A 14,241-nucleotide genomic window follows, 5' to 3' on the forward strand; every position below is an offset into this window, starting at 1 on the left:
AAATGAAGAAATTACTTTAAGCTAAGGATGTAGCACAGTCCTTATGGTCTGAGTTTTATTTTCCATGAAACTATAGTCAGAAGATTCTAAAATCCCATCGCCATTTACATCAGTTGAGATATAACCGGTAAAGAATCCTATTCCCAATGTGTTATCGACAGTCACGAAATCTGTTGCGTTAATAATTCCATCCTGATTTATGTCTCCGGAATGAATTGCAAACACACCCGGTTCAACCTGTACCTGATTGTTTCCAAAAGCCTTGTTCGCAGCATTAGAAAAGTCATAGATTGTATCCGGAGCATTAAAAGCAAATGTTCCCTGGCTCCAGGTCTCTAATGAATTTCTGTGTTTAACTACGATATAATACGAAGCTCCTAAGGCTGGTTGCGGAAATAATGCATTGGCAGTTCCTGTTGTATTTAAAAGAGTTTTAGTACTCCATAAGATCTGTTTGGTCGCCGGTGAAGCCAATGATACTGTGATAGAATCGCTGATCGTATCATTGGGATTGAACACAGCTTGCATTGTCTGATTTGATGTATACATTGCCTCAACAAATACTTTTACCCGTAGTGCATAATCAAAAGGCTCTGTTGCAAATGTACTTATAAAACAACTTTGTGATGATCCCGCTGTATTGTTAGCTCTCACTTGCCAGTAATAACTCTCGCCTTGATTTAACAAACCGGTAGCGGCTGATGTATCTGTTGTATTGATCAAAACCTGAATCGGTGGATTTACAATATCCATGTAAACAGTATATGAATTCGCATTAGCTACAGGTGACCATTTTAATGTAGTTCCGACATGATTGATGTCTGACGTTGGACTTACAGGAATTGTATTTCCCGGACAAGCAGGGACTGTTGTGGAAACATTGATAGAAAACAATCCTGTTCCACCACCAACGCCGGCATGATATACTCTGATAAAATACAATTGAGTCTTCACTAAATTATTTGCTGTAAGAACTTCTGTTTGTCCGTTACCCAGATTGTTTACGCATTGAATTGATGTTAATCCACCGCATGCGCCTGAAAATAATTGTACCACTGCATTGAAGCCGGTTCCTCCGACAACAGTAATAATTTCTGTTGTATTTGTTGCAATAAATGAATACCAGACATCATCGTCAGCAAATGTTCCTGCGACAGAGCAAGCAGGGACTGATGGAGATGTGGTAGCAGCTACAGTTTGGCTTCCTGTAGTAAATACTCCTGTAACTACCGGCAAAGATATGGCGGCAGCACAATTATCATTTACCGGAGGTATTGGTGTAGCGCTTACACATACAGAAAACTGACCGCTTCCCGAACCGGATCCACTTTGATTGTGGTAAATCCGTAAAAAATATTGTTGCCCCGCAACCAGAGTAGTGGGTGCTAAAGTTTCAGTGAGTCCAAGACCTGTGACATTAGTGCAAAGTAATATCGTATTGGATGAATTATATAATTCAACGGCTGCATCATAATTTCCGCCACTGAGTACTTTAATAGTTGTGTTCGGATTTGTAGCTGTAAACTCAAACCAAACATCATCATCTGCATTTCCTGAGCTACATGCCGGCATTCCCGGTGTGGGTGTTGCGTTTGCTGAACTGTAATATGTTCCACATAATTCTATACAGGCTGATGTGTTAACATCAAGATGTTGCGGTGAGGTCTTCTGATCATTAACAGGTGGAAGTGTAGCTAAAACAAAAGGAATGTAAGCGCCCGGTGTAAATTTGAGGGAAGTATTACAGGTCGGTACTTCGACTAGCTGCGACGTTGCACTGTTCCCAAAATTTCTTGTGTTTGCATTTATCTGATGAATATATTCTGCATTGAGAACCGGTATACTTAAATTTACTCCATTCAATCCTACGGAATAGGAGTAGAAGTAATTTGTGGTACCGTTAAAGCCTTCCATTGTTCCGTAAACAAAATCGATATCCCCGGTAGCTTCGTAAAGTTTCACCTGAAAATTTAAATTTGGACCGGCATGATTAAAGATTTCCATTCCTGTCCATTCAACAGTCAGAATTCTGCTTCCTGCAACACCGCTAACTGCATATTTCATTGAGTTATTTAAACTCGTCTGTGATCCTGAGTTTCCTTGACAAATAAGATCCTCATAGAAGGGAGCAACTATCAAAGTTCCACCTGTATCATTTAAGCTATTGGTATAACTATAATCACCGTTTCCGCCGCCGGTATTTGAAGTTCCTACATTGAATGTAATAAAACCATTTGTTGAAAGTGAAAAATTACTGTAGGTCGTTCCCTGATATGGAAAATTGAATCCTATAGGTTGAGAATTACTTAAATTGTCATCTGTATTCGTTCCGTTTCTCCAACCACTCGCAGAAGTTCCTGTACCTATAATTGAAGAATAGGATATGCCTGTTGTGCGGTTTACATTATAATTTATGGCAGTCGCAGTAGTAAATTGATTTACGGAGCAGCCACTTGCAGATCCGGCTGAATTCTTGGGAACAATTTTGTAAAAATAAGTTGTGTTATAGTTGAGTACACCGGGATTATATGTAGTCGTCAGATGAGATGGAGAAACTAAAGGTGGATTTGCAGAGGTTCCGAAATATACATCATAAGAAGTCGGATTTCCTGCGCCTGGAGTCCAGTTAAATTGTACTGCATTTGAATTTCCTGATCCTGTCGGAGTAGAGGTTGCAGTACAAGCCGGAGGAAGAACCGGTGGAGTAAAAATTACTGAAGTGCCGGATGTAATTGCAGTAATATTTGTATTGGTCTCTGTAATTTTACTGAATGAAGGTGAAGCTCCTCCCGGAGATACACTTATAAAATCTGTTGTTGCAGCAGCTAATCCAACTGAATAACCATTGTTGTTTACATTCATTCCTGTATTGTAAACAAATTGAATAACATTGGTTGTTTCAAATAACCACACTTGTACCCGACCTGTATTTGCAGAATTTTTTGGAACAGCAATCAGCCATTCTATTGAAAGTTTTCTGTTAGGTGCTACACCAACTAATTTAGCTCCGCAATATCCTGCCGCCGCTGTATTTACATCATCCCAATACGGTGCTATTTTAGGAAAGTCAGAGTTAACTGTTAATTGATTTATTGCATTATTTGAAATTAATGTTGATCCTAATCTCATCAAACCATTTGAGTTGACAGAATATTGTGAATAGACAACATTGTTATAGGTAAAATTAAATCCAATGTTCTGTAATGTACTTACTGAATTATCCTGACCGGAACCGATCAACAGACTAAATCCATTCATGTCTTCAGTTGCAACTCCGGAGCCGATTGTAACATCATAAAGATTAACCTGACCATTTGATCTGGATACATTCAAAAGAAGCAGGATGAAAGCCGACAAAATGATTGGTAACTTTCGTTTACTAAGTAGTGATCTATTCATGTGGTGTAATTGGATGCAGGATGAACATGATTGATCCAGTTCATCGATTCAGGATTTTTGGTTAAAGCAATTTCTTAGTGTGCTCACTGAAGAGTACGCAGGTGTTATTTAAAGAGAATCAGGAGTTTATAAACCAAAGATAAGTTTTGAACTTTGATTTTACAAGTGGTTTTAAAGTTTAATATTTATTTAAATTTGCGGAATACCAGATATCCAATATGCCCAATTTTATAAGCTCCAAACTTCCTCTTGAAAACACGGGAAGCTTTGAAAAAACAATAATTTCATACATAAACGGGCATAATTCTCTTAAAAAGTTGTATGATTTCGAACCGGATCTGGCGGGTCTTGGAAAAAGAATTGAGGCCGGAACTAATAAGGAGCTAGACAGGGCGCTGCTGGTAAAAGTCCTGAGATCGCAATATCAAGGATTTGATCTTTTACCGGATTCCCCTGTAAAAATCAATATAGAATCTTTCGCTTCTCAATCTACTTTTCTGTAACGACAGGCCATCAGCTAAATATTTTTAGCGGACCACTTTATGTTTTATTCAAACTCATTTCAACGATCAACCTTTCTGAAAAATTAAAGAAAGAATTTCCGGAAAACAATTTTGTTCCTGTGTACTGGATGGCAACAGAGGATCATGATATTGCAGAGATCAATAACCTGAACCTTTTTTCTAAGAAGTTTGAGTTTGAAACTTCCTACAAAGGAAAATCCGGCGAACTAATGTTGAATGAATTTGTGAAATTCAAAGAAAATATTTTTGAAGTTTTAGGTGATTCAGGTTTTGCCAAAGAGATCATTCAACTTATTTCTGATTCTTACAAGGAATCTAATGATCTTGCAACTGCAACCAGATTATGGACTCATAATTTACTTGGTAAATTCGGATTGGTTGTATTCGATGCTGATAATGCTGAATTGAAAAAACTCTTTGCTCCAGTTGCAGAGAAAGAATTGAAGGAAGAATTTGTTTCTCCTTCTGTAAAAAAAGCAACATAGATCTTAAAGGACGAATTCATTGTTCAGGTTAATCCCAGAGAGATCAATCTTTTTTATATTCATGAAGACACCAGAAACAGAATAGTAAGAAGTGAAAATTCATATCAGATTCTCAATACTGAATTATCATTTACACAAACTGAAATTTTAGCAGAATTAAAGCTTCATCCGGAACGATTTAGTCCCAATGTTCTGATGCGTCCCCTTTATCAGGAAATAATACTTCCAAACCTGGCGTACATCGGGGGACCGTCTGAAATTACTTATTGGCTTGAATTGAAGTTCGTATTCGAAAAACTGAATCTGACAATGCCGGTCTTATTGCTGAGAAATTGTGCCATGATTGCCGAACGGCCATCATTGAATAAATGGTCGAAACTTGGTTTTCAGATCACTGATATCTTCAGACCGGAAAATGAATTGATACGGGAATACCTCGATAAAAAGGAGGGACATTTTTCTTTGAAACAATATTCAGAAAAAATCTCTTCAATCTTCGATCAGATCACAATTGAAATTTCAGCGATCGATCAATCACTAAAAGCTACTGCTGAATCTGAAAAACATAAATCTGTCAATTCTATTTCTATGCTGGAGGAAAAAGTTTTACGTGCATTTAAACGTAAAGAAGAAGCAGAGATCAATCAGATTAAAAAGATCCGAGATAAATTTTTGCCCGGAGGAGTGTTACAGGAACGTAGTGAAACACTCTTACCCTTTTACATGAAATGGGGAAGTGATTTTATTGACGATATCAAAAAATCCTTCGACCCATTAGATTCCAGGTTTACAATATTTGAAGAAAAGGAATAATTTCTAAGTGAAATTTATTCAACAATAAATTTACCTGATGTGATCATTGACCGCTCACCCGAAATCCTGTAAAAATATATTCCTTTCTTAAGTTCGGATCCATTTAATGGAATGGAACGCGTATCGGATTTTACAAAATAGTATTCTTCATCAACAGCATTTCCAAGAATGTCGAAAACCTGTAGTTTGACATTTCCACTATAGCTTAGTTTATTATCGAATGAAACAATAGAACTGCTCCTCACAGGATTTGGAAAAACCTTACTGGAGATATCAGTTGTAAGGGTTTTTATATTGGTTGGATTAAACCAGATCTCTTCAATAGGCTTTGCCGTTACACTATTCGCTATGTATGGTAAACCGTACATATCCTGAATCGTTCGTAGCATGTCGTAATGATCATATCCAGTTATAGCATAGTTACCGGGTGTAACCATTGGTCCAACAAAAATACAAGGAACATGATTTGAAGAATAATTGTCATCTTCATCAAAGAGTACGATCAGTAAACTATTGTTGTTCATAGCCCAATTTACGTAGGGTGAGAGCACATCACTTACAAATCGATCACCTGTTTCAATTCTGGTTGGATCCACACCATCATGCATGGCATTATCAAGATTTGGAATTACAAAAGACAGATCAGGAAGTTGATTAAAGTCTGCCGGAAAATTATCAAGTGTCTGGTTACAACTTGCTGGAATTTGATTAGTTCCAGTACCTTGCCAGTGAACCCATGGACTATGCTTTCTTGCATATCCACCAGAAACTTCTACCAAAGATCCTACAGAAGGAAGATCTTCAGAATATCCGATAAAAGTAAAACCTGAGTAAAGCAATGATGCACCAAGATTTGGAGTAGAAAACGGCGTACCTACCGGAACATTATTTGAAGTTACACCTTGACTTTCTCCTGAAAACAATTTTATATAATTCGTCTGCGAAGGATGACTTAAGCCATAATACTCAACCATATTTGCACCGATCGTTGAAAGGTGATTTATATATGGAGCAGAAGACGACCCGATTATTTGCTGGTATGCATGGTGTTCTAAAACACAGATCACGACATGATCTGGTCGTGGAACCTCTGAATAAACCTTTGCGCTATTAATAAATAAAAGCGCGATAAGAGCAAATGCATTACGGTAATTCTTAACAGATACAGACATAGTTGGTTGTTGTTTAATAGTAAAATCATTGTATTTTTATTTACTTCGACAAAGGAACCTGCACAATCTGGTGGAAGTATGAACTGCTGAAAACCATGTTGTTGGAATAATTCAGTATTGCTTCAATTGCGTTTTATTGTGACACATTTTCTGGATTTTCAATCGATTCTTACACCTGATGATTGTTATCATTTCCAGTGAATATCATGTAATCCCCTAAATTCAAAACATTGTTCAAAAGTGACTCAGTAAAATTGATAAAATCTTTCAAATGACATAAAATGGATTCTTTATTGACAAAAAATAACAATATTTTTGTCCATGCATCAGAAAATTCTAATCGCCGATTTTGGTTCGCAGTATACCCAACTTATAGCCCGAAGAATAAGGGAATTAAATGTTTATTGTGAAATCCATCCTTTTCATCATTTTCCGGCACTAACATCTGATGTACAGGGTGTGATCATTTCCGGAAGTCCTTCTTCTGTAAGAGAAGAGAATCATCCGGAAATGAATATCGATGCAATTCGGGGAAAAGTTCCTGTTTTAGGAGTGTGTTATGGTGCACAACTTCTGGCATTTAAAAATGGGGGAGAAGTGCTACCTTCAAAAATAAGAGAATACGGACGAGCTCATTTAATTTCCATTGAAAAGAATGAACTCTTTGAAAATATTCCTCTCAATAGCACTGTCTGGATGTCGCATGGTGATACAATAGCTAAAATTCCTGAAAAGTTTCAGATCATTGCTCAGACGTCTGATGTAAAAGTTGCAGCATTCAAAATAGCTGATGAACTTACTTATGGAATCCAATTTCATCCGGAAGTGACGCATTCATCAGATGGAAAAGCTTTGATAAAAAATTTCATCGTCAACATTTGTAAATGTAAACAGGATTGGACACCTGCGGCATTTGTTTCTGAAACAATTGAAAACCTGAAATCGAAATTGCAAAACGATGTTGTCGTTTTAGGTTTATCAGGAGGAGTGGATAGCAGTGTTGCTGCAGTATTACTTCACCAGGCAATCGGAAAGAATCTTCATTGTATTTTTGTTGATAATGGATTGCTGAGAAAAAATGAATATTCACAAGTCCTGGAGTCGTATCAGCATATGGGATTGAATATAAAAGGTGTTGATGCAAAAGAGAAATTCTATACTGAACTGAAAGGCCTGACAGATCCTGAAGCAAAACGTAAAGCGATCGGAAAAGTTTTTATCGATGTTTTCGATGAAGAAGCACATCGCATCACCAATGTAAAATGGTTAGCACAAGGAACGATCTATCCTGATATAATCGAATCAGTAAGTGTAAAAGGCCCAAGTGCAACAATCAAGTCGCATCATAATGTCGGTGGATTACCCGAAAAAATGAATTTGAAAGTAGTCGAACCATTGAATACACTTTTTAAAGATGAAGTCCGTTCAGTAGGAAGGCAATTAAACATCGATCCATTGATTCTTAACCGACATCCATTTCCTGGTCCGGGTCTTGCAATTAGAATTCTGGGAGATATTACTCCTGAAAAAGTTGACATTGTTCAGCAGGCCGATGAAATTTTTATTACATCATTGAAAAACGAAGGTCTATATAACGATGTCTGGCAGGCAGGTGTGATTCTATTGCCTGTCCAATCTGTCGGAGTTATGGGTGATGAAAGAACTTATGAAAAAGCTGTCGTGCTAAGAGCAGTTCAGTCGATCGATGGAATGACAGCAGACTGGTGCCATCTGCCACATACATTTCTGGCAAAGGTCTCTAACGAAATCATTAATAAAGTGAAAGGAATAAACAGAGTTGTGTATGATATAAGTTCAAAACCACCGGCAACTATCGAATGGGAATAATATTTGTATCTTATCATTAAAAAAGGAAATTAAAATTACCACTTGCAATTCTTAAAAATCGAAATTGTGCTTCTAAAAAAAATTCTTTTATTGATCGGAATAGTTCTTACTCAGATTTCTTATGGGCAGACTTTGACTAAAAAAGATACTGCTGATATCAGATTTCTGAATTCCAGAAAATTCTATATCTATAAGGTTGAAAAAGGCGAGACGCTTTTTAGCATATCTCAGAAGTTTAATATACCTCAGGAAGAGATCATTCAATTCAACAAGGATATAAATCAGCAGGGGTTGAAGGCCAAAACAAAATTATGGGTTCCGGCATATTCCTGGTTGAAAAAAGATGCAAAGGCTGAAACTGAGACCGAAGAAGTTGAAGAAATTAATCCGGAGAAAAAACTTTACAAAATTGCAATTATCGCTACACTGAATTTACCGAAGATGTATATGCCTGATACTACAGCTTTGGATTCATCATATGTTGACGAGGCAATTGAAAGAGATATTGTCAATAGTTTGTCTTTTATAGAAGGTGCTATCAGAAGCGCAGAAATTCTGAAATCGGATGGGTTCAAATCCCAGATCGTTATTATCGATTCAGAACAAGACTCAACAAAACTCAATTCCAAACTTAAAACACATTCACCTGATCTTATTATTACGAATGAAAACGGAAGCATACTTAAATACCTGACTCACTTTTCCGATCATAAGAACATCCGGCTATTGTCCTGCGGTATTAATACTACGGAACTCATAAAGGAATCTAAAAATTCAGTAGCACTTTTTCCATCTTCTTTGAGTCAGTGTGAAGAGATGGGTTATTTTAATGCAAAATATTTTCCGGGTGCTGTTGCAATAACTATCAGAACAACTCAGGCAAAAGAAAATGAAAGAAGTATAGCATTCAAGAATGGCTGGAAAACAGGTGGTGGCGGGAAATCGCTGTATCTTGATTATTCAAAAGGTGGAGCTAAAGCGATGGCAGATAGTTTATCCAAAAATAAAAACAATGTAATATTTATTTCATCCTCTAATGAAGATATGGTTTCAACCATTCTGGGAGAATTGAAGGAGCATGTTTTGGAAAAAACAATTACAGTAGCAGGTTTACCAACATGGCAATATTTTGAAACGATCGATCAGAATCTGATGGACAAGTGCAATGTGTATATTTTCAGTTCAGGATTTATTCAGTATGGAAATTCTACTGTGGAAAATTTCAGAAAATATTATCGTGAAACGTTTAGTGGTGAACCCTCAGAATTTGCTTTTCAAGGGTATGATGCAATGCTTTTCGCTGGAAAGAATCTTATGAAATACGGGAAAAAATTTATTTCCACCGGGAAAACAATGTCTGTAGCAGGGATTTTTTCTGAATATGAAATCGAAGTTGATGCAAAGGAAAATAAAGTTATCCATGTTTATCAGCCTACAAAAGATGATCAGATTGATTACTTCAAAAAGATAACGAAGAAGTAATGCCGATCGACAAGGAAATAATTGCTGAATGGTTCAGGGGACTTCAGGACAGAATCTGTGCAGGGCTTGAAGTGGGCGATGGAAAAGGAAAATTTATAGAAGATAAATGGATCCGTGAAGAAGGCGGTGGCGGTCGGACGCGGATATTGCAAAATGGAAACGTCATCGAAAAAGGCGGAGTAAATTTTTCCGCAGTTCATGGCAAAGCTCCTGAGTTTTTGATTCAGCAACTTAAAGCAGATCAGGATGCACAGTTTTTTGCAACAGGAGTTTCAATTGTAATTCATCCGGAAAATCCACATGTGCCGATCATCCATATGAATGTACGGTATTTCGAAATGTCCGGCGGAATTTCCTGGTTTGGCGGTGGAATCGATCTGACTCCACATTATGTTAAGCAGGATGATGGGGAATTTTTTCATGGGATGCTGAAACAAGCTTGTGATAAGCATCATTCGGGATATTATCCTGAATTTAAAAAATGGGCTGATAATTACTTCTATATAAAACACAGAAAAGAAACCCGTGGTATTGGTGGAATATTTTTCGATCACTTAAAACCAACTCCTGAAATTTCTATGAATGACCGGTGGAATTTTGTAAAAGAAATCGGCGAAACTTTTTTACCGGTCTATACAGAGCTGATCAAAAGAAACAGAAATGAAAAATTTTCTGAAGCTGAAAAAGAATGGCAGTTTTTAAGACGTGGACGATATGTCGAATTTAATCTGGTATATGACCGGGGAACTAAATTTGGTTTAGAAACTGACGGGCGAACAGAATCTATTTTAATGAGTCTGCCAAAGATGGCTTCATGGGAATATAATTACATTCCCAAAACCGGTAGCCGCGAAGAAAATACAATGTCGTTGTTAAAAAAAGACATTGACTGGGTCAAATGAAAATGTTTGGAGATTCTGTATTTGAATTTTTGAAAGACCTGAAACCTAAATTCAGTTTATCCAATGGAATTTCCTGTTTATTACCATTTGAAAATCCAGAGGTTATTGAAGTGAATAAAACTTTTTACAAAACTTTCTATAATGATAAAATTCCAAGGCAGATGATTCTTGGAATTAATCCCGGCAGATTTGGTTCAGGTATTACCGGCATTTCATTTACAGACCCGATAAAACTTGAAACAGAACTTAGAATTAAAAACTCATTTGTAAAACGCGCTGAGTTGTCAAGTGATTTTATCTATCAGGTCATCCGGCAATATGGCGGTCCGGAGATATTCTTTAAACGATTTTATATTTCTGCAGTTTGTCCGATAGGTTTTTTAAAAGACTCGAAAAATATTAATTATTATGACGATAAAGTTCTTTTAGCTTCAGTCCATCAGTTTATCATACAAAACATAGAATTGCAACTTACTTTTGGAATTGACAGGACCATTGCATATTGTTTAGGTGAAGGAGAAAACTTCAAGTATCTGAATCGGCTTAATCAGGAATTTGATTTCTTTGAAAAGATCGTTCCTTTACCGCATCCACGATTTATAATGCAATACAGGCGGAAATTTATTCCTGATTATGCAGGAAGGTATTTAGAGGCTTTTAAGAGCAACTAATCGTTAAAAAGTGAGTAAAATGTGTTTAAATCTGCTTAAAGATTCACAATAAATTATCATATTTGTCAACCTAAATTAAAGAACAATGTCGGAAAATCATCATTCAGGTTCAGAAACTAAAAAAGGACTTTGGTATACATATTTCGGTAAAGGCGGCGCTGCTGTTTTTGCTTTCCTTTGGATCCTCTTGCTTTTAAGCTGGGTATTCTATGTGTTAAAATGGGGTTGATCAAACCAAACTCCATAAAAAAAGTGCATTCCTCACGGTCTGCACTTTTTTGCGTTTGAAGCTTTTGTTCGTGTATAATATCAGATCTGAATTATCGATTTTGTTTTAAAGAAAGCATTGCTGATTTCTACGTATTAATGACTACTCACTTATTTCGACATCGACTTGATCTTAGCAATATAAGCCGGGTCTTCAGCGTAATTCTCACCAAGGAATGTCAGGTAGCGTTCTGTTAACTTGAACGACTGGTCTTGCCAGTATTTATAGTCCTTTACACAATCCTGCCAGTTTTCATATACTGCATAATGATTTTGTGTACGGTATTTCTTAAGTTCCTGTTGAGTTCCTTTGATGATCAGATTTGACTCAGGTAAGTATATACCAACAGCAGAAGTTTTTCTCTTGAATGGAAAACGCATTCCTAACAGATTGTTAGCACGTTTTGACAAGTAAGAGTTTAAGTGACCGGATTCGATCATGATCTGAGCATAGACTTGTTCCTGGCAAATGATATGATTTGAATCCAGTTCTCGTCTTAGATTTTCTTCTGTCAATGGTAAGATGTTTTTCTTTGATGTCTTAGTCAGATCCGACGCAGTAACTGGACCATTATAAGAGAAATCATCGAACGATAAAACGAAGAAGAACAGGAAGAAGAAAAATGCGAAGATGTTATTCCACATTTTCGATGTCGCCTTTGACACAGTTGGCAGCATGAAGTTTTCGCATTCTTCATTCATGCATAACACGTAGTCTTTTTGTACGTGTACTTTTTTCGAATGACAACAGCTTGTTTTCATGTTTTTTAAGTTTTGATTTAAGCGCGTTTGGTTTGCTCATGGCTGTGTCTCTTGAACGGTACAAAAGTATGCCTTTGGCCGGACAGGAATGAAGTCTATTTGGTCAAACGGTTAACCCGGTTTGGCAAAACCATGAAAAGGCAGGGTAAAAATTCAAATGCTTGAAAATGAGCTGTAAAGGCTAAAATCACGGTAAAAACTTCAAATTTTTGCAAAAAATGCGGTCGGTGAGCTATGGAAAGAAGACTGAAAGTTAAAAATCAGTAATTGGCTCTAATTAAATAATCCGGGTAAAAATGAATCTATGGAATGTTGATAATTTTTATTTTAAATTTTTAAAATAGAAGTAAAGGAACAACGAATTTTAAAAATTAAATGTTCGTTGAGGTATTAGAAGGTACACAGATAGAGTAATTGCGATTAACATAAGATCATATATGGGACATAAACAAACACATAAATTGACTCAATTTAGAAGATTGATTTTTAGCCCTTTTGTCCCATAATTAATATTATGTTAAGTAGCATTAATCTGTTTCCAGCCCACTTTCGGGCTTTTCTGATTCTTACTCGTTTTTAAATGACTTTCCAGGTCGACTGTCAACTGACTTAAATAAAAATATTATTGCATAAAAAAGCCCGGAAAATCCGGGCTCCTTTTTCGTTTCTTAGAAAACTATTCCAATGTCTTTAACTGCTCTGACACCTTTGTGTATTTTTCAGTTTCCCCTGTTCTGATGTACAATTGTTTTAATGATGTCAAAGTTCCTTTGTAAGTATCTTTGTCATCAGCTGACTTGTTCGGATTTGTTTCCAATGACTTCTCCAGATATGGTTGCGCCTCTTTGAACTTCAGTTCATACTTTGCTTTAGCTTTGTCAAATTCAACATTTGATTTTAACAAGTTAGCTCCATTTATCATCTCTACAGCCTGATTAAAATATAAAGCACCAAGATTATAGTTTAGTACATAGTTTGATGGATCAATTGCAATACCATCTTTATATGCTTTTTCTGCTCTGGAGATATAATCTGTGTATTGTTCCGGCTTCAACGCTTCCTTAGCTTCTTTGTCACGAGGATTTGCCAGATTATCAAAGGTTGCTCCTAAAGCAAGATACAAACTTGGATTCTTTGAGTCGTGAGCGATCGCTGCATCTAATGCTGCTGTTGCTTCCTTTTGTTTTCCGCTCGATAAAAGAATGTTGATCTCATTTAACATCAAACCCAGACTATCCGGATATGCTGCACGACCTTCACGGATAGTTTTAAGTGCATTCACAGTATCTTTTTCTTTCATATAGATCTCGCTCAACGAAAGGAAAATCTTGTCGTCGTTGAATTTATATGAAATAAGCTGATTGTAATATTGTTTAGCTTTCGTCATGTCACCTGCATGTTCTGCTGAGTACGCAGAATTCAGGATCACCGATGTATCTCCCGGTGACATGATCAGAACTTTTTCAAATTCCACTAATGCAGTTTTGAAATCTTTCGATTCATATGCCTTAACACCATTCTTGAAAACATCGTTTACAACAAGTGGAATTCTGACAGTTGTAATCTCATCGGCCCAGTCATTTTTGGGATCCAATTGATTGGCTTTAGCAAATGACTCATAAGCCACCCAAAGACAATTATCACAAAGACCTTTATATTTTTCACTATTGTACAATGCGGCATATATTAACCCCTTGTAATACCAGGTCTTTGCCATTCCTGATGTTGACTCATGCACGGATGCTTCGTCTATGGCCTCCTTTGCTTTGTCATATTGCTGATATGGTTCTTTATAAAAGTTCCATGCTGTCTGAACCTTTGGTTTCTGTGAGAAAGCTAAAGTTACAGATAAACAACTTGTTAGGACGATTAAGCTAATTCTTTTCATATTCCTTTTTTGCTAAATATTATGTTAA

At 36.6% G+C, this 14,241-nt stretch carries 12 protein-coding genes; 8 read left to right on the plus strand and 4 right to left on the minus strand.

From position 1 onward, the window contains the following. Positions 1-21: 21 nt before the first annotated feature. Positions 22-3,399, minus strand: a complete 3,378-nt coding sequence (locus IPL24_01420) for a hypothetical protein (GenBank protein MBK8362366.1) — start codon at positions 3,397-3,399, stop codon at positions 22-24. Between the two features lie 218 nt (positions 3,400-3,617). Here IPL24_01420 and bshC (IPL24_01425) point away from each other — a divergent pair, with 218 nt between their 5' ends. From bshC (IPL24_01425) to bshC (IPL24_01435), 3 genes are read left to right on the plus strand one after another with little or no spacing between them, the layout of a single operon-like run. Beyond that, a complete protein-coding gene (bshC, locus tag IPL24_01425) occupies positions 3,618-3,902 on the plus strand; it encodes a bacillithiol biosynthesis BshC (protein MBK8362367.1) in 285 nt (94 codons plus the stop codon). Further along, positions 3,872-4,408 carry a bacillithiol biosynthesis BshC gene (gene bshC, locus IPL24_01430; GenBank protein ID MBK8362368.1) on the plus strand — a complete coding sequence of 179 codons (537 nt, stop codon included), beginning with the start codon at positions 3,872-3,874 and terminating at the stop codon, positions 4,406-4,408. The genes bshC (IPL24_01425) and bshC (IPL24_01430) overlap by 31 nt, the downstream gene beginning before the upstream one ends. After that, positions 4,409-5,221: a bacillithiol biosynthesis BshC gene (bshC, locus tag IPL24_01435; GenBank protein ID MBK8362369.1), complete on the plus strand. Its 813-nt coding sequence runs from the start codon at positions 4,409-4,411 to the stop codon at positions 5,219-5,221. A gap of 14 nt (positions 5,222-5,235) precedes the next feature. Here bshC (IPL24_01435) and IPL24_01440 read toward each other — a convergent pair whose 3' ends face one another. After that, the gene (locus tag IPL24_01440) at positions 5,236-6,393 is read right to left on the minus strand and encodes a T9SS type A sorting domain-containing protein (protein ID MBK8362370.1); all 1,158 of its coding nucleotides are present in this window, start codon (positions 6,391-6,393) and stop codon (positions 5,236-5,238) included. A gap of 321 nt (positions 6,394-6,714) precedes the next feature. Here IPL24_01440 and guaA point away from each other — a divergent pair, with 321 nt between their 5' ends. From guaA to IPL24_01465, 5 genes are all read left to right on the plus strand, one after another. Beyond that, positions 6,715-8,241, plus strand: coding sequence for a glutamine-hydrolyzing GMP synthase (gene guaA / locus IPL24_01445; GenBank protein ID MBK8362371.1), 1,527 nt, complete (start codon positions 6,715-6,717; stop codon positions 8,239-8,241). Between the two features lie 66 nt (positions 8,242-8,307). Then, a complete protein-coding gene (locus tag IPL24_01450; protein ID MBK8362372.1) occupies positions 8,308-9,723 on the plus strand; it encodes a LysM peptidoglycan-binding domain-containing protein in 1,416 nt (471 codons plus the stop codon). After that, positions 9,723-10,625: an oxygen-dependent coproporphyrinogen oxidase gene (hemF, locus tag IPL24_01455; protein ID MBK8362373.1), complete on the plus strand. Its 903-nt coding sequence runs from the start codon at positions 9,723-9,725 to the stop codon at positions 10,623-10,625. Before IPL24_01450 ends, hemF begins: the two co-directional genes overlap by 1 nt. A 2-nt stretch (positions 10,626-10,627) precedes the next feature. Continuing rightward, positions 10,628-11,296: a DUF4918 family protein gene (locus tag IPL24_01460; GenBank protein ID MBK8362374.1), complete on the plus strand. Its 669-nt coding sequence runs from the start codon at positions 10,628-10,630 to the stop codon at positions 11,294-11,296. A gap of 85 nt (positions 11,297-11,381) precedes the next feature. Further along, positions 11,382-11,525: a hypothetical protein gene (locus tag IPL24_01465; protein MBK8362375.1), complete on the plus strand. Its 144-nt coding sequence runs from the start codon at positions 11,382-11,384 to the stop codon at positions 11,523-11,525. 149 nt (positions 11,526-11,674) lie between these two features. On the opposite strand, the gene IPL24_01470 is transcribed toward IPL24_01465, so the two are convergent. Both IPL24_01470 and IPL24_01475 read right to left on the minus strand, forming a co-directional pair. Continuing rightward, complete coding sequence (locus IPL24_01470) at positions 11,675-12,325, minus strand: glucosaminidase domain-containing protein (protein ID MBK8362376.1); 651 nt, start codon at positions 12,323-12,325, stop codon at positions 11,675-11,677. Between the two features lie 676 nt (positions 12,326-13,001). Beyond that, the gene (locus tag IPL24_01475) at positions 13,002-14,213 is read right to left on the minus strand and encodes a hypothetical protein (protein ID MBK8362377.1); all 1,212 of its coding nucleotides are present in this window, start codon (positions 14,211-14,213) and stop codon (positions 13,002-13,004) included. Positions 14,214-14,241: the final 28 nt, after the last annotated feature.

This window comes from Bacteroidota bacterium (assembly GCA_016711505.1).
GTDB lineage: Bacteria > Bacteroidota > Bacteroidia > AKYH767-A > 2013-40CM-41-45 > JADKIH01.